27 protein-coding genes are annotated in these 22,941 nt (G+C 71.4%); 24 read left to right on the top strand and 3 right to left on the bottom strand.

Annotated features, from left to right (window positions below; translation table 11 throughout):
• Nucleotides 1-211: 211 nt before the first annotated feature.
• Nucleotides 212-535, bottom strand: coding sequence for a hypothetical protein (locus J7I97_RS33815; protein ID WP_214943059.1), 324 nt, complete (start codon nt 533-535; stop codon nt 212-214).
• Between the two features lie 870 nt (nt 536-1,405).
• Nucleotides 1,406-1,606, bottom strand: a complete 201-nt coding sequence (locus J7I97_RS33810) for a hypothetical protein (protein ID WP_052876005.1) — start codon at nt 1,604-1,606, stop codon at nt 1,406-1,408.
• 298 nt (nt 1,607-1,904) lie between these two features.
• Between J7I97_RS33810 and J7I97_RS33805 the strand changes: the two genes are divergently transcribed.
• From J7I97_RS33805 to J7I97_RS33755, 11 genes are all read left to right on the top strand, one after another.
• Nucleotides 1,905-2,303 carry a WYL domain-containing protein gene (locus J7I97_RS33805; protein ID WP_214943056.1) on the top strand — a complete coding sequence of 133 codons (399 nt, stop codon included), beginning with the start codon at nt 1,905-1,907 and terminating at the stop codon, nt 2,301-2,303.
• A gap of 382 nt (nt 2,304-2,685) precedes the next feature.
• On the top strand, nt 2,686-3,243 hold the full coding sequence (locus tag J7I97_RS33800; protein WP_214943053.1) for a hypothetical protein: 558 nt from the start codon (nt 2,686-2,688) through the stop codon (nt 3,241-3,243).
• A 209-nt stretch (nt 3,244-3,452) separates the two neighbouring features.
• On the top strand, nt 3,453-3,713 hold the full coding sequence (locus tag J7I97_RS33795) for a hypothetical protein (protein ID WP_214943051.1): 261 nt from the start codon (nt 3,453-3,455) through the stop codon (nt 3,711-3,713).
• Nucleotides 3,714-4,327: 614 nt separating this feature from the next.
• Nucleotides 4,328-4,903 (top strand): hypothetical protein, encoded by a 576-nt coding sequence (locus tag J7I97_RS33790; protein WP_214943048.1) that lies wholly within the window; start codon nt 4,328-4,330, stop codon nt 4,901-4,903.
• Between the two features lie 282 nt (nt 4,904-5,185).
• Nucleotides 5,186-6,724, top strand: a complete 1,539-nt coding sequence (locus J7I97_RS33785; RefSeq protein ID WP_214943045.1) for a hypothetical protein — start codon at nt 5,186-5,188, stop codon at nt 6,722-6,724.
• A 100-nt stretch (nt 6,725-6,824) separates the two neighbouring features.
• Nucleotides 6,825-7,541, top strand: coding sequence for a hypothetical protein (locus J7I97_RS33780; protein ID WP_214943042.1), 717 nt, complete (start codon nt 6,825-6,827; stop codon nt 7,539-7,541).
• A gap of 221 nt (nt 7,542-7,762) precedes the next feature.
• Nucleotides 7,763-8,134: a DUF6409 family protein gene (locus J7I97_RS33775; RefSeq protein ID WP_214943039.1), complete on the top strand. Its 372-nt coding sequence runs from the start codon at nt 7,763-7,765 to the stop codon at nt 8,132-8,134.
• 106 nt (nt 8,135-8,240) lie between these two features.
• Nucleotides 8,241-9,638, top strand: coding sequence for a hypothetical protein (locus J7I97_RS33770; protein ID WP_214943036.1), 1,398 nt, complete (start codon nt 8,241-8,243; stop codon nt 9,636-9,638).
• Between the two features lie 202 nt (nt 9,639-9,840).
• Nucleotides 9,841-10,401 (top strand): hypothetical protein, encoded by a 561-nt coding sequence (locus J7I97_RS33765; protein ID WP_214943034.1) that lies wholly within the window; start codon nt 9,841-9,843, stop codon nt 10,399-10,401.
• 168 nt (nt 10,402-10,569) lie between these two features.
• Nucleotides 10,570-10,971: a hypothetical protein gene (locus tag J7I97_RS33760; protein WP_214943030.1), complete on the top strand. Its 402-nt coding sequence runs from the start codon at nt 10,570-10,572 to the stop codon at nt 10,969-10,971.
• Nucleotides 10,972-11,048: 77 nt separating this feature from the next.
• Entirely contained in the window at nt 11,049-12,284 is a 1,236-nt protein-coding gene (locus tag J7I97_RS33755) for a phosphoadenosine phosphosulfate reductase family protein (protein WP_214943027.1), read from the top strand.
• A gap of 391 nt (nt 12,285-12,675) precedes the next feature.
• On the opposite strand, the gene J7I97_RS33750 is transcribed toward J7I97_RS33755, so the two are convergent.
• The gene (locus tag J7I97_RS33750; RefSeq protein WP_214943024.1) at nt 12,676-13,020 is read right to left on the bottom strand and encodes a hypothetical protein; all 345 of its coding nucleotides are present in this window, start codon (nt 13,018-13,020) and stop codon (nt 12,676-12,678) included.
• A 727-nt stretch (nt 13,021-13,747) separates the two neighbouring features.
• Here J7I97_RS33750 and J7I97_RS33745 point away from each other — a divergent pair.
• From J7I97_RS33745 to J7I97_RS33685, 13 genes are all read left to right on the top strand, one after another.
• A complete protein-coding gene (locus tag J7I97_RS33745; RefSeq protein ID WP_214943021.1) occupies nt 13,748-14,404 on the top strand; it encodes a hypothetical protein in 657 nt (218 codons plus the stop codon).
• 93 nt (nt 14,405-14,497) lie between these two features.
• Nucleotides 14,498-15,157, top strand: a complete 660-nt coding sequence (locus J7I97_RS33740) for a hypothetical protein (RefSeq protein ID WP_214943018.1) — start codon at nt 14,498-14,500, stop codon at nt 15,155-15,157.
• A 52-nt stretch (nt 15,158-15,209) separates the two neighbouring features.
• Nucleotides 15,210-15,419 (top strand): hypothetical protein, encoded by a 210-nt coding sequence (locus tag J7I97_RS33735; RefSeq protein ID WP_214943015.1) that lies wholly within the window; start codon nt 15,210-15,212, stop codon nt 15,417-15,419.
• Nucleotides 15,420-15,805: 386 nt separating this feature from the next.
• Nucleotides 15,806-16,177 (top strand): DUF3846 domain-containing protein, encoded by a 372-nt coding sequence (locus J7I97_RS33730; protein ID WP_214943012.1) that lies wholly within the window; start codon nt 15,806-15,808, stop codon nt 16,175-16,177.
• Nucleotides 16,178-16,242: 65 nt separating this feature from the next.
• On the top strand, nt 16,243-16,509 hold the full coding sequence (locus J7I97_RS33725) for a hypothetical protein (protein WP_214943009.1): 267 nt from the start codon (nt 16,243-16,245) through the stop codon (nt 16,507-16,509).
• Nucleotides 16,506-17,054, top strand: a complete 549-nt coding sequence (locus J7I97_RS33720) for a hypothetical protein (protein WP_214943006.1) — start codon at nt 16,506-16,508, stop codon at nt 17,052-17,054. Before J7I97_RS33725 ends, J7I97_RS33720 begins: the two co-directional genes overlap by 4 nt.
• 329 nt (nt 17,055-17,383) lie before the next feature.
• On the top strand, nt 17,384-17,638 hold the full coding sequence (locus J7I97_RS33715) for a hypothetical protein (protein ID WP_214943004.1): 255 nt from the start codon (nt 17,384-17,386) through the stop codon (nt 17,636-17,638).
• Nucleotides 17,639-17,737: 99 nt separating this feature from the next.
• Nucleotides 17,738-18,235 (top strand): DUF6573 family protein, encoded by a 498-nt coding sequence (locus J7I97_RS33710; RefSeq protein ID WP_214943001.1) that lies wholly within the window; start codon nt 17,738-17,740, stop codon nt 18,233-18,235.
• 184 nt (nt 18,236-18,419) lie between these two features.
• Nucleotides 18,420-18,851 carry a hypothetical protein gene (locus J7I97_RS33705; protein WP_214942998.1) on the top strand — a complete coding sequence of 144 codons (432 nt, stop codon included), beginning with the start codon at nt 18,420-18,422 and terminating at the stop codon, nt 18,849-18,851.
• 258 nt (nt 18,852-19,109) lie between these two features.
• Nucleotides 19,110-20,996: a DUF3560 domain-containing protein gene (locus J7I97_RS33700; protein WP_214942995.1), complete on the top strand. Its 1,887-nt coding sequence runs from the start codon at nt 19,110-19,112 to the stop codon at nt 20,994-20,996.
• 159 nt (nt 20,997-21,155) lie between these two features.
• Complete coding sequence (locus tag J7I97_RS33695) at nt 21,156-21,953, top strand: methyltransferase (protein WP_214942992.1); 798 nt, start codon at nt 21,156-21,158, stop codon at nt 21,951-21,953.
• 122 nt (nt 21,954-22,075) lie between these two features.
• Nucleotides 22,076-22,426: a DUF3846 domain-containing protein gene (locus J7I97_RS33690; RefSeq protein WP_214942990.1), complete on the top strand. Its 351-nt coding sequence runs from the start codon at nt 22,076-22,078 to the stop codon at nt 22,424-22,426.
• 132 nt (nt 22,427-22,558) lie between these two features.
• Nucleotides 22,559-22,819, top strand: coding sequence for a hypothetical protein (locus tag J7I97_RS33685; RefSeq protein WP_214942987.1), 261 nt, complete (start codon nt 22,559-22,561; stop codon nt 22,817-22,819).
• Nucleotides 22,820-22,941: the final 122 nt, after the last annotated feature.

The following is a 22,941-nucleotide window of genomic DNA, read 5'->3' as shown; positions in this document are numbered from 1 at the left end:
GCTTGCCCACACCATCCACAGGCTTGCCCAGACCGGTGCGCCCATGGCTTGCCCAGGAGATGGCCAGGCTTGCCCAGCCTGCAAAACACCAGTTCAAAAGGTTGCCGGGCCCAACACCTCAACATGCCCACTCCCCAGATACGCCAGAACCCGCCACGGGGTGATCTTGTCGGTGAGGGCGGTGACAGGGCGGGTCTACGGCGCCGCCGGGTTACTCCTGCGTCTTGATCCCGATCGCCGGGTTCAGGTCGTCCAGCTTGACCTTCAGGCCGGGGGCATGCAGGAGTGCCGCCGCGATGAACGCCCCGTTAGAGACGTACGTGCCGGTCGCGTGCTCCATCACATGCTTGAGGTGGTACGAGGAGCTCTTCCCCGGCGCCTCAAGCCACGTCTGCTCAGCGATCCAGGCGTGGGCGGCCAGAACCTCGTCGAGACAGACAGGCGTCGGGGCGAAGGCGCTGCGGCCGTATCCGTTCTCGCTCAGCTGCGGGTGGGCGGCGATGAGGGCGTCGATATCGGCCTGTGTGACGGTCATGTCGGCTCTCCTTCTGGTTAGTTGGGCTCGGGACATTGTGTCCCGAGCTGCGGGGCTGCGTTGCCAGGATTGGTTTGCCCGAGGCCGGACATCCCGGCCGGCCCTGATCCAGTCGAAGCCCGGGGCGGCAGGACGGTCAGGCGCTGTGCGGATCGTGCCCGCGGACCTCCCGACCTACCCCAGCAGCAGGACCTCCGAGCCGCTCCCGGCAACCTGTCCCACGCCCGACGCCGACCACTGCGGGAAGTGCGGGACGACCGTCGCGATCGGGGGCTGGATGATCGCCACGCTCGGCCTCTCCTGCCCGGACTGCTACGACGTGATGTCCGGCGAACCCGGCCGCCACGACCTTCGGTACCACCGTCAGCGGTAGCCAGGAGCCGGCCTGTCCGGCGCTCTGCGGAGGTGGGCAAGCCCATGCCGGAGCGCCCCCGCGACAGTTGCACCGGAAGGGGGCTGGAGGGTTGCCTGCAGAGGTGCACTAGGAGTTGCACCGGAGGTGTGACCGGGAGTGGGACCCCCACTTTTTCGATCTTGAGCATCGTGCCTGGTCAGGCCCCGTGGGCAAGCCCCCTCGCCACGACGACACCTCTTTCTCCGCGATAGCCGGAGGAAGAGGCATGCTTCTTCTCAGGGCCGGGCCGGCCTTCACCACCACGGTCCAGTCCAGCTCAGCTCAGGCCAGCTCGGACCGGCCCCCACGGTCCGGTCCGTGCCTCGGCCGGCTCCCTGCTCCCCGCTGCGGATCCGGCGCGGTCCGCTGCGCGGCCCCGGCCCCGGACACCGCGTGCGCCCCCCGCTCGAAGGCTGCGCCCGGACATGCCAAAGCGGCCCCGCCGGGAAGGCGAGGCCGCTTGGTGTGGAGCTGATTCAGTGCATCTCCCAGTCGACGCAGCGGCGCTGGGGGAGCGGCGGCTCGACGCCGAGGCGCAGCGCCAGCCGGACCGCCGCGCGGTCCTGCTTGTGTGCCGCCTGCTGGTGAGGCTTCCGGCTCCCGTCCTTCAGGTGGGAGATCCAGGGCCGCTCCTGGAGCTGCAGGTGCGCGGGGCGGTCGTGGAAAGTACGGGCCATCTCGGGGCTCCTCGCTGTGGATTTGTAGCGGTGCGTGTCTCGCGGTCGCTGATCGGCTGCCACCGCCGATCAACTGAGACAACCTTAATCTCTACTCGTCACTTCCGTCAAGCGGAGATGCTCGGTGAGTTGCCGCGCGTCGCGGCGCGGGCGGCCGGATGGGTGAATGCGAAATCGGGTCGAGAAAAAGACCGTTCCGGCTTCCCTGAAGTGATGAGTGTGAGTTATAGTTGTCTTGTTGGTCGGGAGTGGCACCCGGCCAACACCCCCCGAACTCACAAGCTCCAGGGAGAAACCCGTGTCGAACTCCATGAAGATCACCGCCGGTCAGACCACCACCCGCACCCTGACCGACCTGATCCGCGCCATGGACGGCCAGCGCGCCACGACCATCACCTACGTCGACAGCAAGGGCGACGAGTCGGTGCGCACCATTGAGATCCACAACATCCTCACCACCAGCAAGGGCGGCATCATCGTCCGCGCGATGTGCCGCACCCGGGGCGAGATGCGCTCCTTCACCCTGGAGCAGATCAAGGCGTACACCGTCCACCGCATCCGCTTCGTCCTCGCGGTCCCGGAGGAGAACGCGTCGGACGTGACCCCCCTCGCCCACTTCGTCTTCACCGCGCAGGAGCTGGTTGACCTGGAGCTGGAGCGCGACTACCCGGCGCCCAAGCTGAAGCTCGCCGCATAGGCGAGCGGGCCCGCCCCGCCGGGGCGGGCCCCCGCCACGCGCCCACCGCCGGGGGCCCGCACCGCCCCCGGCCACCCGCTCGCAGAAGGAACCGACGCTGACCCAGCGCAACGCGCAGCCCGAGACGACCGACTGCCCGGGATGGGGCGAGCCGTGCGGCAACGAGACCACCGACAGCGCCGATCTCTGCCCCGACTGCTCCACCGCGCGCCTGAACGCGCAATCCCCCCCGGATCCCCCTCTAGCCCCCTGGCCGCGCCGGGCGGACGGAACCGCCCCACCCGCCCGGCCCCCGACACCGGCAGCTCTCCCGCTGCGCCCCATGCCACGCCCGGCCCGCCCCGCCCGGGGCGATCCACCCTCTCCCGACCCTGGAGGCCACGTGCCCGATGCCGACTCCTACGACTGGCGAACCGCCCCTTGCCCCGAGTGTGCGGATCCCGCCGCCCTCCTCGTGCCCGGCGACAGCGACCGCGCCGACATCCTGCTCTGCACCCGCTGCCCCATGCACAACCGCCTCCCGTACCGCGACCCTGCCGACATCCGCGCGCACCTCCCGTTTGGGGCCGTGCTCGCCATGCGCGGCGGAGCGCTGCGCATCGGCCTCCCCGCCGCGCCGCGCGGCCTCACCGCGTACACGCGCACGGTCGTGGCGCTGGCCACGGAACACGGGCTCCTCCCCGTGTGGCGACCCTCCACCCGTCGCCATCATGTGACCCTGGCCGCGCCCGGCCCCGACGGTGCCTGGGGGTGGATGGAGGTAGGCGCCCGCTCCGGGAAGATCCTGCGCGCCACCATCCACCCGCACGGGCGCGGTGGGCCCGGGGTCCGTGCCACCGGGCCGCGCGGCGCCCGCCAGTTGGTCGCCCGCCTCTCCGGCCTCGGCTCGGTCGCCGGTCACTTAGCGACTGAGGGGGAAGCGGAGAAGGCGCCCCGCTGACCCTCCCGGTCGGCGGCGCCGCCGACCGGGAGGGTCCGGTGTCGGCGGCCGCAGTCCACCTCGACCCGGGAATCTGACGAACAGTCAGGGAGCGGGGGAGTTGCGTAAGTGATGTGTAGCAGTTATTGTTGTCTCGTCGGGACGGGGAGTCCCGAGGCGGCAGTGGCAGCCGCACACCGAATACTCACCACCCCAAGATGGAGCCCACCATGAGCCGCACCATCCGCATCCGCAACACCGAAGACGCCGTGGCCGTGATTGCCGCCCACACCGCCCGCGTGATCGCCGCCGCCGGTCACCCGGGCCATGACCTGGGATCCGTCGGTCAGATCATCACCTCAGACACGGTCCTGCAGACGATCCGCACCGCCTACAACCGTCGCATCGCCCAGGGCGCCACGCCCAAGGATGCCGTTATCGCCGTCGGCCAGTCCCTCATCGCCCACTACTGCAACAGCGCCGGTATCTGAGCGCCCCGGGCCGGGTGCCCCCGCCCCCGGCCCCCTCGCCCTGGCCATGCTCCACCGCGAGGCCGCATTCAAGGTCCACCTGAACTGGGTGCGCCTCGCCGCCGTCGGCGTGGACAATGCGCGCCCCTGCAACCGGCAGATTGTCGCTCACTGGGACCTCGCTCGGCGTACAGCACTCCCGCACCCCGGTGCCCGGCCTGCCTCGGGCCCGGCGCCGAGGTGGGCCCCTGGCGCACGAGCCCGACGGGGGATCCTGTGCGCCACGGTCCACCCATACGGGCGCGGTGGGCCGGGGATCCGTGCCGCCGGGCCGCGCGGCGCCCGCCAGTTGGTTGCCTGCCCTCTCCGGCCTCGGCTTGGTCGCCGGTCGCGCAGCGACTGAGGGGGAAGCGGAGAAGGCGCCCCGCTGACCCTTCCGGCCGGCGGCGCCGCCGGGTCCGGCCGGGCCCGGTGCCGGCGGCCGCAGTCCACCTCGACCCGAGAATCTGACGAATAGTCAGGGTGGGGGAGTTGTGCAAGTGATGTTCAGAGGTTATTGTTGTCTCGTCGGGACGGGGAGTCCCGAGGCGGCAGTGGCAGCCGCACACCGAAAACCGCATCACCCAAGGAGACCCGTGAACACCTCCCGCGCCGCGTACGCCGTCCTCGACGCCGCCCGCCGCCTGTACCCCGCGGCCATGACCGTGGACGTCTACAACTACGGCGGGACCACACGCCCGGACGTGTTCAAGGCCGACACCGAGCAGGACCGGATGCTCCCGCACTTCACCGTCCGCTCCGTCGGTGCGGCCCTGGACGCCGCCGCCGCAACGTACGCGGCCCTGGCCTTCGGCCCCCGCTCCGCCTGGCCCAAGCACTTCACCATCACCCACACCGGGCCCCTGGACGTCGCCGACGCCGACCGGACCGCTGGGGACCACGTTTTCAACGGCCGCGTCTGGACCGGCATCGGTGAACAGGCCATCCAGGCGGCTCACTACGTGCTCGCCTACCGGCGAGACATGAGCCGCTCCGAGACCCTGCGCATGGTCCTGCAGTTCCAGTACGACACGGCGGTCAGGAACCTGGAGCTGGCCACCCGCGCCCCGAAGGGCTACCCCTACTTCTTCGCTCTCGCCCGCTCCATCGTCAAGCACAACCCCGTGAGCCCCGTCGCCGCGTGGGTCGCGGCTGGCGCCGCCACCCGATAGGCGACCCCTCCGGCCCGGGCCCCGTGCGGGCCTGGGCCGCTCCATGCGGTCATGCCCTCCCCTGGGGCTCCAGCGGCGGGCGTCGGCGCTCCCCTGGGGCGCCACGCGTCAACCCGGCCCGTGTCCCGCCCCGGCGACGCGGGGCGGGACCAATTCGACTACGGCGAACCGCCGGGAGCGCCGCGCCGACGCGCGCTGGCGCGGCCGACGAGGCACATCAGATACGCCCCCGCGGCAGTGGCAGCCGCGGGCCCCGAACACGCACCCCGCACGAGGAGACTCATGCCCCTGCCTACCCTTACCCGGACGGCCGTCCACACCACCCGGCTCGCACGCCCCGCCGTCCGACGTAAGCGCCCGACCGTCCTCACCTGGGGTCTGGGTGCGGATTCGACGGCCGAGATCCTCATGTTCCTCAACGACCCCGTCGCCCACGGCCTGGAGCCCGACCTGTCCGACCTCGTGATCGTGCACGCCGTCACGGGCGACGAGTTCAGCGACTCCCTGTCCTTCGCCGACCGCCTGGTCCTGCCGCTCCTGCGTGCATGGCGGGTGCGCCTGGTCCAGGTCTGCCGCGGCGGCCCGCGCGACGCCGACGGCGTCCTGGTCCTCGACGACACCCGCGCGCCCCGCCGCATCCACGCGGCCGGCCCCTGGCGCCTGTCCGACGAACTGCGCACCGCCGGCACCGTCCCGATGCTCGCCTCCGGCCAGCGACGCTGCAGCATTCGGTTCAAGGGCTGGGTACTGGACACCTGGGCCGCCCACGAGTTCGGCACCGAGACCTTCCGCCGAGTGATCGGCTACCACGCCGACGAGACCGGCCGCGCGCTGAAGGACTCCGCCATCCAGGACCAGCTGAACACCGCCGCCGGCCGGATCATCTGCGAGCCGGACTACCCCCTGATCCGGGCAGGCATGGCCAGGACCGCCGTCGAGCAGTACGTCCTCGACAACCTCGGCGAAATGATCTTGAAGAGCCACTGCACCATGTGCCCGTTCACCGGGGTCTGTTCCTCCCGCGACCTCTACGAGGAGCGGCTGCGCGCCCACCCGGTCGAGGCCGCGCAGGTCCTGCGCATGGAGTACATCTCGCTCGCCCTGAACGAGCGGATGTCGCTCTACGGGCCCGCCGGATCCCTCCACCGGCGCTTGGCCGAGGACGGCCGCAACCGGCCCGTCCTGGACACCTTCCAGGCCGACCTGGAGCAGACCCCGTACGCGGTGTACGAGGTGCGCCGCCTCACCGGCCTCGGCCGCACGAAGGACTGCCGGCGCTGGCACGGCAAGAGCTGCACGGAGCCGAAGTGGTGGTGCACCCAGCAGCGCAAGCCCCGCTGCCGCCGCATCCACACGGTCGTCGACCAGAACGGCGCGCCGGTCGACGTCGCACCGCAGTGCCTCGGCGACGACGAGCGGTGCCGCGGCGCGCAGCAGAAAGGGCCGACCTGGCGATCGGTGCGCACGGTCTACGAGGCGCCCCGGGAGCGGGCGGAGGAATTCGTCACCCGGTTCGCCGAGCGATACCCCAACCGGGCCCGCCTGGTCGCCGGGGAAGCCTCCGGGATCCGGCGCGCCCACTACCTGCCCGACTCCGAAGGCCTGCCGCACGCCGAAGCGTTCATCGTCGCAGCACCCGCGGGCGTCGCCGACAAGCAGCGCCCGGGGTTCGAGGAGCGCTGGACGGGGCACACCGGCGCCAGGCCGGTCTTCCGGCCGCTGCGCGAGCTGCCCAAACCGGCGCCGCGCCGACGGTCGGCCGGGGGCCCGGCACCGCTGCACCGGGCCAAGGTCATCGGGGACGTGTTCCTGATCGCGTGACCGCACTACTTGCAAAGTGATGAATCGCGTGTATAGTTGTCTCGCAGGTCGGCGGTGGCAGCCGACTTCCCCCCGGAACCACGCAACTCGGAGGCACTTCATGAGCACGCAGACCCTCAGCACGTCCCGACTCGACGCCGTCGTGACCGAGGGGACCGGACACGGCTTCGCCCGGATCCGCCTCGCCGACGGCCACGCGATCACCCTCAAGGTGCAGCCCGGCGCCCCCGCCGCGGAGGAGGTCCTTCTCTCCCCGGGCCTCACCGCTCCCGGAATCGAGGCCTGGGAGAACGAGGACTCCTGGGAGGACTGGCTGACCGGCGGCACCCTCGGCAACGAAAGCGGGATGTTCCTGGACGTGCCCACAGACGCGCTCCGCGACCTGATCGCCCAGCACGGAGGCGAGCACGAGGACCAGGACGGCCAGGACCCCGCGCCGCGCGCCGAGGCCGCCACCGCCGAGCAGGCCGCGCAGGACCTGCCGGGCGAGATCGCCGACCAGCGCGGGGCGTTCGAGCACGGCTACGGCGCCGACGACATCCGCAACGTCTTCGGCCGGATCTACGACGCGGGCGGACCGTACCTGGTCTGCGTGTGGGAGGTGGCGGACGACTACGGGTTCGGCGGCAACGCCGAGTTCTACGCCGAAGACGAGGACTGCCGCCTCTTCGAACTCCGGCCGGACGTCTACCGCTGGCTCACCGGCCAGCAGGAGAACCCTGGGCCCGTCGACACCTGGATCGGCGCGCACCGACCCGAGCTGGTCGAGTTCGCGGCCACCGACGACCGCCACAACTACGCCCAGACCGAGCGCTGATCTTCCCTCGTGTCCGGTGGTGGCGGGCATCCTCGCCCCCACCGGACACGGGTCCGTCGGCCCGCAGCCGGCGGCCCGGCTCCCGGCCGGCTCGACCCTCCGTCGCCTGCGGCGTCGCCGGGCGAGGGTGCCTCCTTGCGTAAGTGATGAGTAGTGGGTATAGTTTTCTTGTCGGCGGGGGATTCCCGCCGACATCCCCACCACTCTCCAAGGGAGTTCACATGACCGTCGCCACCGCCTCCACCGTCCAGACCGTTCTGGAGCCGGGCACGGTCGTGCGTACCCCCCGCTACGACGAGGGCAAGAACACCGGCGAGCGCCGGGCCATCGTTGTCGGCCTCTGGAACGAGAACGACCCGAAGGCTGGGTACAAGGTGTGGTTCTACACGCTCGGCGCCCCCTCGTTCGCGCCGAGGACCCTCGGATTCGCGTTCGTTGGCGAGCCCACCGTGGTGGGCACGGTCGACGACATGTCCGAGCGCACGCTGATCCGCCTCCACCGGTGGCTGCGGGACGTCGACCAGTTCTCCAAGGCGCGGTACCGGATCCAGAAGGCGGGCCTTCGCAAGCGCGCGATCCGCCTGGGCCGGTAGGCCCGATGCCGGGGGCGGCCCACCGCCCCCGGCCCTCCCCCCAGCTGGGTCGGCCGTGGCAGCCGGCCAGCACCGAGAGCACACCTCACACGCAAGGAGCCCCGTCATGGCCCGTACCACCTTCGTTGCCTCCACCGGCTGCACCCGCACCAGCGAAACCCGCCACTACACCCACGCGGTCACCGTCGATCGCCGCGAAGGCGAGGGCCGCATCGTGCACACCTGGTCCATGTCCGCGGCCAATGTCGCCAACGCGGCCCGGAGGGCCGGGCGTGCGGGCTGGAAGAACGTCGCGGTCGAGGAAGTCGCCGTCCAGGCCCAGCCGGTCCGCACCCGCAGGACGACCCCCGCCCAGACGCCCGCCGAGGCGCGGCCGGCCCCGGCCGAGGAGCGCACGCCGCTCGCCCTGTACTCCGTACGCCCGGCCGCGGGCGGGGGCTTCGACGTCGTCAACAGCTCCGGCCTGGTCGTCTCGGGCGACTGGCAGACCGAGGCCGGCGCCCAGGAGCGCGCCGAGTTCCTGAACGCCCAGGAGAACCGCAAGCGCGCCGAGGATGCCCTGCCCCAACCGCAGCGGCGGGTGTACGCCGTCGTCAAGCGCGACGGCGCGATCGGCGCCGGATACGGGCACAACCTCACCGCCGTCCGGAGCCTGCACGGGGCAGGCCTCGTCAAGCTCACCGAGTACGGCCCCGGCTCCTGGAACGCCGTCCACGTCCCGCCGCCCGCCGCCGGCCCGGCCGAGGCCGCCCCGGCCGCCGGTACGGGCGTACTGCCCGAGGACGCCGAACACCCGGCCGCCGCCGCCGCGGTGACCGCCCTGTCCGGACAGCCGCTCGCCGACGTCACCGGCCCCGACGACCTCGGCGAGGTGGCCGGCTACTGGGTCCGGCCGGACGGCACCAGCGGCCGCCTGACCGTCGGCTGGGTCGAGGACGGCAAGCTGACCACCGGCGCCGACGGGCGGCCGCCCCTGGCCGCGCTGTGCGTCGCGAAGGAGCTGTTCGAGCGCACCGAAGGCTGGCTCGTCGAGCCCGGAGACCACCCGTCCCTGCTCGTCTGGCACGTGCCGACCCTGGAGGCCGCAGCCACGCAGGGCGCCGCCGTCGAGCAGGACCGGGGCGCGATCACCGACACCTGGACCATCACCCACACCGACCTGCCCGAGGGCCGCTCCTTCCTGAGGGTCGAGGCTCCCGACTCCGCCGCCGCCTTCGCGGCCGCCCTGGCCACGCGCGGCGGCCGCCTGGTCCAGCAGGCGGGACACCGGCTCGGCGCGCGGCGCCTGCGGGAAGCGGACCTGGTCCGCACCGTCGGCGAGCGGGTCCGGCATGTGGCCAGCGGTCAGACCGGCACCGTCGAGGCGGCGGACGTACGGATGGCCGGCGCCCGGGCGTACCGGGACGGCGTGACCGTCGCCGTTGACGGCCGGTCCCGCAAGACCGCGCGCTCCCTGGAGTGGGAGCCCCTGCCGGCGGCCGAGGACCCCGAGGCTGCCTGCTGACGGCCCCCGCCCGGCCCCACGGGGCCGGGCGGCTCTCCTTCCCCGGGGGGCCGCCCACAGCACCCCCGGTGTCGTCTGCGGATTTCTGCCGGGAAGCAACGGCGAACCCTTGCGAAGTGATGAATAACGAGTATAGTTGTCTTGTGGTCGACGGTGGCAGTCGGTCGCACCGGACACACATCCTCGGACCCTTCGGAGAGACATGATCATCCGCACGCCGCTCCCCAACGCCCTGCACGCAGCTGCCCGCGCCCGCGCCATCGCCGGTATCGCCCGACGCAGGAGCGTGCTCAACCACCCGGCCGAGGAAGCGCTGACCACGGTCGCCGAACTCCTCGACGACGTCGCGCTGGCCTTCGAGACCGACCTCCCCCAGGTCCTGGACGGTGTCGTGATCACCAACACGATCCCCTTCGACGCCTCCCTGCTCCTCTCCATCGCCGAAGACGTCATCGTCCAGAACAGGGCGACCGGGCTCCCCGACTGCCTCGGCCAGTACGTCACCAGCGCCGTGTTCGGCACCCTCGAACTGCCCCGGCTCCTGCACCCCGTCAGCGCCCAGCTCGCTGCACAGGAGACCCGCCTGCGCGTTGCCCTCCAGCTGCTGCACGAGCGCCACCTGACGGGAGCCGGTGAGCGGCCGGAGGCGACGGCGCTCTACCTGGAAGCCGCATTCAAGCTCCACCTGAACTGGGTCCGCCTCGCTGCCGCCGTCGCCGTGGACAACGCCCGCCCCTGCAACCGGCCGACCGTCGCTCAGTAGTACATCGCGGGGCGCACAGCGCCCCGCGCCCCGGCGCCCGGCCCCACCTCGGGCCGGGCGCCGGGGCCAGGCCCCACCTCGGGCCGGGCGCCGGGGCCAGGCGCCCCCTGCGCACGACAACGGCCCGCACGGCAAGACACCCCCACCCGCTCGACGCAAAGGAACGCGATGACCATCCGGAATGAACCCACGGAAGGCGACCTGCTGCTCGCCGAGCTAGCGGCCCTGGGCCGCCGCGCCTTCCCCGGGGAGGAGGGCGGCATGACCTTCCTGATCATGGCCGCCGACCCGGGCGCCCCGCACGACGAGGACGCCGCCTACGGCGTCCCGCACGTCCTGATGTACGCCGGCGAGCGCGCCGACCGGCCCGCGGCCGACCACCGCGACCCCTGGTCCGCGCACCTGCACGCCGCCGACGGCACCTACCTCACCACCCTCGTCGACGGTTCCCCCACGCCGCTCGACGCGGCCGCCGACGCCGCCCGGTGCGCCCGCGAGGTGACCGAACGGCTCAGCCGGCGCCGCAGCAGCAACATCCCGCCGGTCGCACGCCGGTTCTGCACCTTCTGATCCACTCCCGACCGGGCGGCAGTGGCAGCCGCCCGGCGCCGAACTCACCACCCCGAACCGCGAGGAGCCCCATGGACATGAGCACCCGCCGCCAGCTGCTGGAGGTAATCCGGCGCGCCCACCAGGCCGACGCCGCGTACACCGCCGCCGACCGCGCCCGCGCCCGGGCGGCCAAGGCCGCCGCTGCCGCGCACACCCGCATCACCCACGACCCGCAGCTGCAGGCCGGCGCCGACGAGCTGGCGGCCGCGCATGCCGCGCACGCCGGCCTCGTCCGCCGCGAGCAGGAGGCCCGCGCCAAGGTCCGCCGGACCTTCACCGCGGCCCGCGCGGCCAACCGCACCCTCGCAGCGCTCTACACCCCGCACGCCCCCGGCCGCGGAACCGGCGGCCAGCGCCGGTCCGGAGTCGCGGCCAGCCTCCTCGGCGAGCTCGCCGAAACGCCCCGCGAGCTCATCCTGGCCGCGGACAAAATCGTCGTCTCGACCAGTGCCGGCAAGGACTCGCTCGTCTGCGGGCAGCGCGTGGTCACTCTGGCCGCCGAGGCCGGCTGCCTGGACAAGGTGGTCCTGGTCCACGCCGACCTGGGTGAGGAGTCCGAATGGCCGGGCGTCCGCGAGCTCGCCCAGCGCCAGGCCGAGCGCTGGGGCGTCGAGTTCATCGTCGTCCAGGCCGACCGCGGCCTGCTCGGCCTCGTCGAGAAGCGCAAGATGTGGCCGGACGCGGCCCGCCGGCTGTGTACCTCGACCCTGAAGCGGGACAAGATCGCCCCGCTGTTCAAGCAGATCACCGATGTCCTCGGCCTGGACGAACAGGCCCTGATCCTCTCCGCCCTCGGCATCCGGGCCGCAGAATCCCCCGCCCGGGCCCGGAAGCTGCCGCTCGCCATCGACATGCGCGCGAGCACCGGCCAGCGCATGGTCCTGACCTGGCACCCGATCCTGGAACTCTCCGAGGCCGACGTCTGGCAGCAGATCGCCGACGCCGCCCTGGAGTACCACCCCGTCTACGACGCGGTCATCCCTCGCCTGAGCTGCGTCTTCTGCGTGCTCGCCGGGCGGGACGTCCTGGTGCGCGCCGTACGGCTGTGCTGGGCCCTGGGCCTGGACCTGCCCACCCGGTACGTCGCCCTGGAGGAACACATCGGCCACAAGTTCCGGGAGAAGCTCAGCGTCGCTGAGATCGTCGCCGAGGCCGCCCGCGTCGAGGCGGAGGAAGGCCCTTTGGTGTGGGCGCGGGGGGACGCGCTGCGGCGCCACGTCGGCGAGGAGGCCGCGGCCGACTACCTCCGCCGGCTGGCCCTGGCTGCCTGACCGCCGGGACGGATCCCGAGAGCAGGGAGCGCGCTCCTCCTGGCCATTAGTGATGCATTGTGGGGATAGTTATGTCGCCGGTCGGGAGTGGCGTTCGACCGGCGACCGAACGCACAGCACGCGGCCGCCGAACCGGCCGACCCGAGGGGAGCGGCCCATGACGGACGCTCGGACCGCCGAGCGCAGCGCCGACCCCATCCGCATCACCGGGGTCGGTACCGACTCCGAGGGCCTGGCGCACCTCCTGCCCGACCGCGGCGACACCATCGCCCGCTGCGGCTTCACGGACTGGCAGGGGCCGAGGCCCTGGTGCCGGTCGAGGTGCCGCAGCGGCACCGGCGGTGCGCGCCGGCGGACTTGGTGGCGCTGGCCGCATAGCGAGCGCTGGGTGCTATCCCAGAGTGGTCAATTCCCACTTCGCACTGCCGTCGTCAACCTCATCATCCGAGGCGAGCCGGATCAGCGCTCCGGTGGGCAGTGCAGCTCCCCGCGCGATCGTGTTCACGAAGTCGTCAGCGAGAGCGGTGGCCTGCTCATGGGCTTCGTCGTCGTCCGCCTCATCCACGCGGGCGTAGATCCCAGAGTCGATCACCAGGAGGTCGCGGTGGCCCGTGACCTTCAGCAGGAGTTTGTACGACTGGTAGTAGACCTGGCCGCCGTCCACAGTGATGCCCACGATGGTGTCGCCGCGCACCAACTCGTCCCCGACGCGCACCCACACGTCGCGCTTGGCCACTGCTCCACCACTTTCCGCCTGAACTGATCCGGTACGGCCTCAGCGTAGCGACCGAGGCGATCGTCGAACTCGGCCTACCCCGACGAACTCACCTTCCAGGCTCAAGAGATGGAAGACTTCCGTACGAGTTCCGGCCCATGGCGCCCAGGATTCTGCGGACCCGCGCGCCTTCCCCTGCAGCGGCGCCAAGGCGCCCACCAGGACAGCTCTGCCGGCCCGCGACCTCTACACGGGCAGCTACCACATCCTGTGCCGACAGGCGGCCGAGCGCCTCGCCGGCGCCACCGGCGACGTCGTCGTCCTCTCCGCGCAGCACGGCTCACCTCGGCATCCTGCCCGGCCCGCGGCCGGTCGTCGCCCTCGGCGGCCGCGCCTACGTCCAGGCCGTCACGCAGCTACGCCCGGACACCCTGCAGCCGCTCGCCGGCTGCCGAGGCATCGGGGAGCAGCGCGCCCGCCTTGCCCGCCTGGCGAGAGCCGAGCGGCCGCTCGGAGTCCTCCGCCAGCTGACCGCCGCAGCCGCGCCCACAGCCTGAACGGCGACAAACCAACTGGCCTCGCCCGTATCGGGCGAGGCCAGTTCTGCGTAGCGGAGCGGCAACGGGGGCGGCTCTGAGCAGCGAAAACGGGGCCGAAGATCTCCCGAGAATGATGAATGTGATGTATAGTTGTCTTGTGGTCGACGGTGGCAGTCGACCAGACCGGAAACCCACACCCTGGAGAACGCATGCCCCTGGACTTCACCCACCCGCAGGAATTCAGCTGCTTCGGCACGCTCCACCCCGACCACCTCGTGGCGTGGTCCTTCGGAGACCCCCACGTCGAGTGGGAGCTCACCGGCCTCTTCTCCGGCCCCGGCGCGTACACCACCGTCCCGCTCGATACCGAAACGGACATGCACTACCGCCCCGGAGACCAGGGCGCCCCCAACATCGTGGCGCAGCACCTCGCCGCCCGCTACGGCTTCGACGGCCTCGACGTCCGGGGCGCCGTCCACTTCACCGGCCCGAGCGGGGAAACCGACCGCGCTCTCGGTATCGCCCCGGACGCCTTCGGCGTCCTCTACGACCGGGTCAAGGACATCTGCGCCGCCCTCGGCGTCCGCACCTGGTGCAAGGTCCTGCCGCAGGAGACGGTCAACCCCCGTTTCGACGACCTCGCACCCGGAGACATCTACTGGTTCATGGGGCGCTACCCCCACCGCTTCGTGCGCTTCGACGACTTCCCCGCCGACAGCGTCACTCTCCAGAACATCCCCGAAGCCCGGATTCTCGTCTGTGAGGACGAGTTCGAGATGACCGCCTACGGCACCTGGGACTGCCGCGCGGACCGCGCCCCCGCCGGGTACTGGCAGCGCACCGGCAACCAGCTCCTCAGCGCCTGACCCGACCCTTCCCCCGGCCCGGCGCCGGGGGAGGGGCTCCCCAGCCGACGGCCGGCCTCACCGCCGGCCCCCACACGCCACCCAGGAGGAACGATGCACACCACCCTTCAGGAGTGCCAGGACGCACTCGAAGCGGCCCAGGGCCAGGCCCAGGGCCTGACCCGAACCCTCACCGCCACCCTCGCCCACATGCACCCGCACGCCGCCTACCTGGTGCTGCGCCGCGACACTCGCTCCGGCGAACTCCACCTCGACAGCCTCCGGACCGCCGGCGGTGGCACGCAGTGCGCCTTCGACGACCTGGCCCAGCTCCCCGAGGTCACCGACCCCGAACTGCGCACGGCCTGGGGCAGGACCGACCCGCGCGACCCTCAGGCCCTGCTCCAGGTCCTCCGCGACCTCGACCGCCTCGGCGCCCCGTTCGTCCGGCTCCCCGACGCCGCCCAGGAGCAGGCCGACCCGTACGAGGACACGGCGGCCCTGCTGTGCATCGTGGTCAACGCCGAAGCGTCCGAGCCCGAGGGCCACGACCGGGAAGTGACCGCGCACCTCGCCCTGACCGTGACCGAGCAGGTCACCTACGAGTTCACCACCGAGGTCCAGGTCCCCGCGTACATCGCCAACAACCCGAGCGCCCTCCACGGCTACCTCGCCGACAACGAGGACCTCTGGCTCGACGACCTCGACCCCGTCAGCGGCGTCACCATCAACGAGCGCAGCCTGGACGATGTCGAATTCACCCTCGCCGCCTAGCCCCCCACGACCGCACACGGGCGCTGAGGGCGCCCAGGAAGGCACGCAGCACATGCCGGAGTACAGCATCGGCTGGAACGTCGAGATCGACGCCGACACGCCCGTACACGCCGCTTTCGAGGCGCTGGCTCTCCAGCGCGACCCCACGTCCTGGGCCACGGTCTTCACCGTCCACACGGCCGACGGTGACGTGGTCGTCGACCTCAACCCCCACCAGCCGGGCCCGCCGCGACTGAGCGGCCCCTGGACGCTGACCGCATAGCCCCCCGCACCTCCTCGCGCCCCGGCACGGCCCCCAGCCGCGCCGGGGCGCAGTCGTGCCCGGCCGCAGGACATCTCGCCGGCCGTGCGGGCGGGCGTTTCCTCCAGGCCTGTGGGCGCGGCCGGCGCGCCGCCGGCCGGCCGGGGAGCCTCCACCGCGGCCGCCTTCGGCCCGCGGCCGGCCGCTTCGACGCCGGGCCCTGGAGCCCAGGACGGGCCGGCGGCGTGCGCGCGAACTCCGCCGGCGGCCCTCAGGCATGCCGCTGAACAGGGGAAATAGGGGCCCGCGATGTTCTGAAAGTGATGTGTAGTTGGTATAGTTAAATCGTAGGTCGGCGGTGGCAGCCGACCCGCACCGAAAACCAACTCCCAGGAAAGGGGACCCCCATGCCCACCCTTCTTCAGGACAGCTACGCCCTGCGGGTCGAGCCCACCGGCGGATTCAGCCTGCTCGACTGGGGCGCCGACACCTGCCCGCAGGACGCGCTCGGCGCCGACCAGGTCCGTTCCATCGACCTGACCACCCAGCTGATCATGTGGACCGACGAGCTGGCCGTCCCGCTCGGCCTCCCCGTCAACGCCCCCGCGCGCCAGCTCCTCCGGGCCTACCAGGCCAACCCCAACCCCGTCTGCGGCGTGGCCGTCTTCACCGGATCCACGCGCGGCGGAGAGCTGCTCGGCCTCACCGAGGACCAGGCGCTCATGCTCGTCGACCGCTACTTCAGTCGTCACCGCGACGTCCCCCGGCCGCGCCGCTAAGCGCAGGTCACCCCGGGCCCCGGAACCGAATTCCGGGGCCCTCGAATTCGACGAAAGGAAAACCCGTGAAATACACCATCATCGGAGACTGGTACGAAGTCTGGGATCTCGCCGATTCGTTTGCGGTCGTCGCCGAGGGAGCGGATTTCGAGGAGGCCAAGGCGAACGCGGCCGCCGCCGTGCTGGAAACCTTCCCGTGGCGCGCCGAGGAGGACGGCGAGACCCCCGAGACCCTCTGGGGAGGCGACAACGGCGCCTACGTGGTCGCCGCCTTCCTCGGAGACCTGGGCGCCCAGGCGGTCGACGCCGCGAGCTTCCGGCTGATCGCATGACCGCCACCGAGACACAGACGTACACCGTCATCGGCCTGACCCTCGACGTCGACCGCACGGAGTTGCTCATCGCGGCCGTGGTCGCGGGCACCGTCGCCGACCAGGTCGAGCTGCTGGCCACCAGCGAGGAGGACTTCACCCGGTGGGCCGAGGAGTTCAACGCCCCCGACCCGGACACCGCCGCGGACCTGGCCTACGCGTTCTGCCGCGACTTCGGCTACGCCGAGGAAGGCACCGCAGGGGAGTACCTCCAGCGGGTCCTGGCCGAGGCGGGCATCGAAGCCACCAGGGGCGCGCACCCGGGGTCCGGCTGCTCCTGGATCGCCGTCCCCACCCCCGACGGCGGCGAGGTCCTGCTCACCGGCCAGGACAGGCGCGAGGCCGAGGTGGATTACCCGCTGACCGATCACGCCGGTTGGCTCGCCTGCGTCTTCGAGGAAGACGGCGTCGAGTTCACCGTCCTGTACGACTCCCACACCCCCGACCTGGCCGCCGACACCGCCGCCGCCGTCGCGGCCGTACGCACCAGCGTCACGACCGGCTAGACGCCCTCCCACCCTGCGCCCCCACCGTGCCCCTGCCGCACGGTGGGGGCGCACTCGTGTTCCGGTCGGCAGGTGTACCGGGCAGCCCGTGGCGGACTCCCTCCCGCACCCTCGGCGCGCCGGCCGCGGCATGTTCCAGCCGCGCCGGCCACGGGAGAAGCGCCGGCGGCGCCTACGCCGCCGGCGGAAGACGGGCGGCCGCCAATTCACCCAGGTGGGCGGGCTGATGAGGACACCGAAAGTGATCCAAGTGTGTTATAGTTGTCTTGTTGGTCGGCGGTGGCAGTCGACCACAAACCGAATCCACGCACAGCCGTGAGGAGACACTCATGTCCGACACCCTGCTCCGCACCCTCGACCTCATCGAGCCCGGCGACCTGGTCCTCTACCACGGCAGCAAGCCCGAGCACCACGGCTTCTACCTGGCCCGGCTGTGCGACTGCTTCTACTGCGGACGTGCGGACCACCTCGGGAGCGCCGACACCCGCTACCACCTCACCGACCCGTTCGCCGAGGACTCGGACGCCTGCGTGGTGCACCACGTGCGCCGCGCGTCCATCACCCGGTCGTCCGCCAACGCCTGACCCTCTCTCGGGGCGCAGCCACCCGGCTGCGCCCCGCCCCGGGCGGCGGGGAGTGGCACCCCGCCGCCGCTGAGAACACAGCTCACGAAAGGGCGGCCCATGACCGACAAGACACTCATCGACGGCACCGCCAACCCGGACAACCTGGGCCCCGACGCGATGCGCTGGACCCCCGAGCCGGAGCAGCCGGCCGTTTCCGTGGCCGACCTCTTCGGAGGAGTCATCCACGCGTACAGCCGCGCCAGCGCCCTCGCCGACGGGGCCCTGGTCGCCGTCGGCGACGACATCGCCCGCGAGGCCGGGTTCACGGTCCCCGTGGCCCTCACCGCGGCCGCGTGGGCCGACTGCGTCGCCTGGACGGACGAGGACAACCGGCAGACCTACCAGGACGAGTCGGGACGCCTCTGGGACGTGCTCCGGATGACCCACTACGCCATCAGGCGTTCGAGCGACGGGAGCTCCTGCCCCGTCGAGCTCTACCGCGTCCCCCGCGACGGAGAGAGCCATGAGAGCGAGCGGGCCTGGCTACTCGCCACGTGCGGGCCCGGCGACGGAATGGAGCCCGTGCTCACGATCTCCCTGCCCGGCGAGGACTGACCGGCGAAAGCGGCGCCCACCCCGCAAGAGGTGGGCGCCGCGCAGCAGCGCTACCCACGTGCGGAAGTTCCCTCGGAAAAGATCCACAAAGCCTCCCGGAAATGATGAATGCGAGGTATAGTTATCTCGTTGGTCGGTGGTGGCAGCCGACCCGGAAACCGGAAGCAGACCGAGAGGAATCGGCATGACAATCACGTCGCAGGACCGGACCCCGTACGAGGTTGAGCGCTCCGCCGCGCTGGTGATGGGCTTCGTCAACGCGGTGGGGGACGGCTGTCACCATCTCGCCGTCGCGGCATCGGCGAACGGCGGCACCCTCTCGGCTTCCGTGCCGTTCCACAACGACGGAGAGACGAGCGACCTGGACCCGGACGACGCCCTTGAGGCGATGACGGTGCTCACGCTCGCTGCCGTGGTGGGCGGTGGCGCGGTGATCCGCACACACTTCGCCGACCAGACCTCCGAAGTCAGGGGCTGGAAGCTGGTGGAGTTCTACGCCAAGCCGCTCAGCGCCTCGGAGATCTTCGGCGCCTACTGCACGGATGCGGCAACCGGTGAACTGATCCCGCCGGAATGGGGTGTGGAGTACGTGGCCGCACCCCGTCTGACGGTCTGAATCGGGGGCTCCGGGGCGCGGGTGCTTTGCCCGGCCCCGGAGCCTCTCCGGCCTGACCCTGCCCCCCCGGCTGCCTCTGCGCGGCCTGCGCACGGCGGCGCCGGCGGCTGCCTCGCCGGGCCGGCCGTTGCGGCGGCGCCCCGCAGCCGGGAAGCGCAGTAGACAAAGTGAGTTATTGCAGTTATAGTTATCTCGTGGTCGGCGGTGGCAGCCGACCACAACCGGATCCACATTCTCGGCTCTCAAGGAGACGCCCGCATGACCCAGTACGTCGCGACCAAGTACGTGTCCGCCGAGCTCCGCAGCCGGCTGAAGGCCGAGTTTCCCGGGGCCAAGTTCTCCGTCCGCACCGGCACCGGCACCGGTTCCGCCTGGATCTCCGTCAGCTGGACCGACGGTCCGGACACCGAGGCCGTCAGCCGGATCGCGGGCCCCCTCCACGGCGCCCACTGGGACGGGTCCACGGACAGCTACGTGCAGACGAACAACGAGGTCACCGTCACCGTGGACGGCAAGCAGATCACCGGCAAGCCGATCGTGGACGGCATCAACACGCACCGCGACTTTTCTGACGATGTCCTCGCCGAGGCGAAGGCCCTCTGGTCCGCCGCCTTCGACGGAGCCGACCCGGACGCGCCCGGCCCGATCCGCGACACGGCCTACGTCTGCGGAAAGCACCTGCCCGACACCTGGGCCCCCCAGCAGGTCCACTTCATCGCGCGAGAGATCGTCGCCCCCAAGCGCTGGAAGGCCGCCCAGGCCGCCGCGAAGGGCTCGGCCAAGACGACCGCCAAGTCTCGCCGGAAGGCCCCCGCCAAGGCCGACCCCGGCGCCGGGATCACCATCAGCTACACCGCCGAGGCGGGCGTCACCGTGACCGGCACGACGTTCGGCGACGGCGCCGCCCCGGTCCTCCGTACCCACGGCTTCGACTGGAGCCGCAAGGCCGCGCACTGGTACGTCAAGGGCACCCGGGGCGACCAGTCCAGCGCCGGGCTGATCGCCGCTCACACCGCCGCCCAGGCCCTGCGCACAGCCGGAATCACGGTCACGGCCGAGCTGCCCGAACTCCCCGCCGACACCGTTCTCCCCGCCGCCCCGGACCCGGCCCCGGCCGAGGACGTCGAGGCTGACGACGACGTCCCGGAGGACTTCGCCGGGATCGTCCTGCGCCACAGCCGCGCGGGCGGCACCCTTGCCGAAGGCACCGCCCGCGGCGACGGCTCCGCCGAGATCCTCAGGGGCCACCGCTTCCGCTGGTCCCGCAACCTCGGCTGCTGGTACCTCCCGCACTCCCGCGACAAGGCCGCTGACCGCTTCACCCTCAACGCGCTTGCCGAGGCGCTCCGCGAGGCCGGGCACACCGTGCACGTCACCGTGCGCGAGGACATCGCCCGCAGCTTCACCGAAGCTGAGGCGGAGCGGGAGGAGCGCGCCGCCGACCGCGCCGAGCGGTTCAGCGACCGAGCCGACCGGGCCGCCGGCGCCTCCACGGCCGCGTTCGCAGAGGCCCGCCGCATCGGCTCCGGCATTCCCTTCGGACAGCCGATCCTGGTCGGCCACCACTCCGAGAAGCGCCACCGCGCCGCCCTCGACCGCATCGACAGCAACATGCGAAAGGGCATCGACGAGGGAGACCGAGCGGAGCACTGGGCGGGCCGCGCCGATGCCGCCGCGCACTACGAGCAGCACCGCAAGGATCCGGGCCGCACCCTGCGCCGCCTCAAGGAGCTTGAGGCCACCCTCCGGGGCCTGGAAAAGCTGCTGGCAGGGGAGTCCGCGTTCGGTTCCTCGTGGGACATCACCAAGCCGGAGAACGTCGCGGAACTCACCCGCCGCCACGCCGAGACCGCCGACCAGATGACCCACTGGAGGGAGATCATTGCGAAGGCGGAGGCCGACGGGGTCAAGCTCTGGTCCCGCGCCGACTTCGCCAAAGGCGACTACGCCCGCTCCCGAGGCCGCTGGTACGAGGTGCTTCGGGTCAACGGCGCCTCGCTCACCGTTCCCGGAGGCCCGGACGTCCAGCCCGTCATCGACCGGAACACCCGTGCGTACTCCTGGGACGACCGCATTCCGTACGACGACATCAAGGGCCGCATGAGTGCCGAGGACATGGCTGCCCGCCTGGCACTCAAGAGCTGATCAGGGCACGGCGGCCGCCCCTTCAGGGGCCGGCCGCCGCCCCGGAATGGGCGGGACGAACACGGCCGAGAGTGATGAATATGCGGTATAGTTGTCTTGTTGGTCGGTGGTGGCAGCCGACCACGAACCGAATTCACAAAGACTTTGAGGAGCTCCATCGTGACCATGACCCGCGAAGAGCAGAAGGCGCACCGCGAGGCCCGCCGACTCGTCGCCCTCGCCCGCGACCTCACCGAGGACGAGAAGGACACCGTTGCCGAGCACTGGCAGGAGTCCAGTAGCGTCACGAACAAGCTCGACGGCGCCCACTTCACACCGCTGTCCCTCGCGTCCGACCTCCGGTTCCACGTGGTCGGCACCCGGATTATCGACCTGTGCGCCGGTGTGGGCCGACTCGCCTACGCCGCCCGTGAGCTCTACAGCCGCCGGTGGGAGGGTCTCCCGCCCCGCGAGATCGTGTGCGTGGAGAAGAACCCTGACTACGTCGCCGTGGGCCGCAAGCTCATGCCCGAGGCTCGGTGGATCGTTGCCGACGTGCTGACCATGGACGCCGAAGAACTGGGTTTGGGCGAGTTCGACACCGCCATCGCGAACCCGCCTTTCGGCCCCCGAGTCGAGCGCCACGGGTCCGGGCCCCGCTATCGGGGTGACCGGTTCGAATTCCACGTCATCGACTGTGCGTCCACCCTCGCCCGGCATGGTGCGTTCGTCATCCCCCAGCAGTCCGCCCCCTTCGAGTACAGCGGTCAGCCCTGCTTTCGGCACCGCCCCAGTGAGCAGTACGCCCGTTTCCACCGTGAGACCGGTCTGACGTTGGGCGAGAACATCGGCATCGACACCAGTTACGACGGCTACCGGTGGCGCGGGGTGTCGCCCACGGTCGAAGTCGTCATGGCCGATTTCACCGATCCCACCAGCGGACTCCTTCCGGCACCTCCGTACCGGGCTGCGCGTTAGGTCTGGCTGCTCCGGGGCAGCGCGGTCCCCCGTGAGTGATGAAAGCATGGTATAGTTGTCTTGTTGGTCGGGGTGGCAACCGGCCAACACCGGAAACTCACACTGCGACAGATGGAGTCATCATGACGATCGCGCCGACCGCCCTGCTCATCACCCCTGAGGCCGAGGTCATCCCGGTCGACCTGCCCGGCGCCTCCGGAGACCGACTGACGGTCATGTACTCCCTGATGCGCTGCGACCAGGTGGACGTGGTGGCCCTGACCGACCAGCTGGACATGTGGCTGGACGACAACGGCCTCTACACCCAGCCGGTCAACCCGATGGCCACGCTGCTCGCGCGGCGCTTCGGCCGGACCTACCAGAACTACCACGGCCCCGTTCTGCTGACCGGCGGAGCGGACGACGAGGGGGAGACCCTGCCGCTCAACAGGGACAAGGTGCTCGCCATGCTGGCGACGCTCGCCGACCTCTGACGGCACCCCCGGGGGGAGCAGCCGGAACGCTGCTCCCCCCGGGCGAGCCACCTGCCGATGCCGTATCCGAGAGGGATGGAGCCCCGAATGTCTGTCACCTTCTTTGCTGACGTTGCTTCCGAAGAAGTCAACATGGCCAACGCCAACGCGGCCCGTGTGCTGGGCGTGCTTGGGTACGACGAGTTGGCGGGTGATGCGGAGGCTGACGACTTCCTGGGAAGGGTGCTGGTGGCGCTGGCGTTGGTGCCGGTGGATGCTGGACGCCCGGCGACGGCCGAAGGCCGCTTCGTCGACTGTGGGCGTAGGGCGGGGTACATCCAGGAGCGGCTGGAGGAGCTGCGGGGGCTGGCCGAGGAAGCGCGGGCGCGGGGGCTGCCGGTCTACTGGGGGTAGCCGGGCCCCGCCGGCGGTCTGGAAGGGGCTGGGTGGTGGGGTGTTTTGACGGTGTGTTGGTTGTGTGGGGGAGGCCCGGAAGGGCCTCTTTCTCTTTTTCGGAGTGGCTTCCTATTCGTTTC

It is taken from the genome of Streptomyces sp. ISL-87 (assembly GCF_018614095.1).
GTDB lineage: Bacteria > Actinomycetota > Actinomycetes > Streptomycetales > Streptomycetaceae > Streptomyces.
Note: the sequence above shows the minus strand (reverse complement) of the source record. Positions and strands in the feature narration are given on the sequence as shown.

Coding starts and splice junctions, on each gene's coding strand:
- J7I97_RS33690 (WP_214942990.1), top strand. CDS start 22,076: ATGACGATCGCGCCGACCGCCCTGCTCATCACCCCTGAGGCCGAGGTC.
- J7I97_RS33720 (WP_214943006.1), top strand. CDS start 16,506: ATGACCGCCACCGAGACACAGACGTACACCGTCATCGGCCTGACCCTC.
- J7I97_RS33775 (WP_214943039.1), top strand. CDS start 7,763: ATGACCGTCGCCACCGCCTCCACCGTCCAGACCGTTCTGGAGCCGGGC.
- J7I97_RS33795 (WP_214943051.1), top strand. CDS start 3,453: ATGAGCCGCACCATCCGCATCCGCAACACCGAAGACGCCGTGGCCGTG.
- J7I97_RS33735 (WP_214943015.1), top strand. CDS start 15,210: ATGCCGGAGTACAGCATCGGCTGGAACGTCGAGATCGACGCCGACACG.
- J7I97_RS33710 (WP_214943001.1), top strand. CDS start 17,738: ATGACCGACAAGACACTCATCGACGGCACCGCCAACCCGGACAACCTG.
- J7I97_RS33785 (WP_214943045.1), top strand. CDS start 5,186: ATGCCCCTGCCTACCCTTACCCGGACGGCCGTCCACACCACCCGGCTC.
- J7I97_RS33740 (WP_214943018.1), top strand. CDS start 14,498: ATGCACACCACCCTTCAGGAGTGCCAGGACGCACTCGAAGCGGCCCAG.
- J7I97_RS33715 (WP_214943004.1), top strand. CDS start 17,384: ATGTCCGACACCCTGCTCCGCACCCTCGACCTCATCGAGCCCGGCGAC.
- J7I97_RS33730 (WP_214943012.1), top strand. CDS start 15,806: ATGCCCACCCTTCTTCAGGACAGCTACGCCCTGCGGGTCGAGCCCACC.
- J7I97_RS33765 (WP_214943034.1), top strand. CDS start 9,841: ATGATCATCCGCACGCCGCTCCCCAACGCCCTGCACGCAGCTGCCCGC.
- J7I97_RS33810 (WP_052876005.1), bottom strand. CDS start 1,606: ATGGCCCGTACTTTCCACGACCGCCCCGCGCACCTGCAGCTCCAGGAG.
- J7I97_RS33745 (WP_214943021.1), top strand. CDS start 13,748: ATGCCCCTGGACTTCACCCACCCGCAGGAATTCAGCTGCTTCGGCACG.
- J7I97_RS33780 (WP_214943042.1), top strand. CDS start 6,825: ATGAGCACGCAGACCCTCAGCACGTCCCGACTCGACGCCGTCGTGACC.
- J7I97_RS33685 (WP_214942987.1), top strand. CDS start 22,559: ATGGCCAACGCCAACGCGGCCCGTGTGCTGGGCGTGCTTGGGTACGAC.
- J7I97_RS33755 (WP_214943027.1), top strand. CDS start 11,049: ATGAGCACCCGCCGCCAGCTGCTGGAGGTAATCCGGCGCGCCCACCAG.
- J7I97_RS33700 (WP_214942995.1), top strand. CDS start 19,110: ATGACCCAGTACGTCGCGACCAAGTACGTGTCCGCCGAGCTCCGCAGC.
- J7I97_RS33815 (WP_214943059.1), bottom strand. CDS start 535: ATGACCGTCACACAGGCCGATATCGACGCCCTCATCGCCGCCCACCCG.
- J7I97_RS33770 (WP_214943036.1), top strand. CDS start 8,241: ATGGCCCGTACCACCTTCGTTGCCTCCACCGGCTGCACCCGCACCAGC.
- J7I97_RS33705 (WP_214942998.1), top strand. CDS start 18,420: ATGACAATCACGTCGCAGGACCGGACCCCGTACGAGGTTGAGCGCTCC.
- J7I97_RS33760 (WP_214943030.1), top strand. CDS start 10,570: ATGACCATCCGGAATGAACCCACGGAAGGCGACCTGCTGCTCGCCGAG.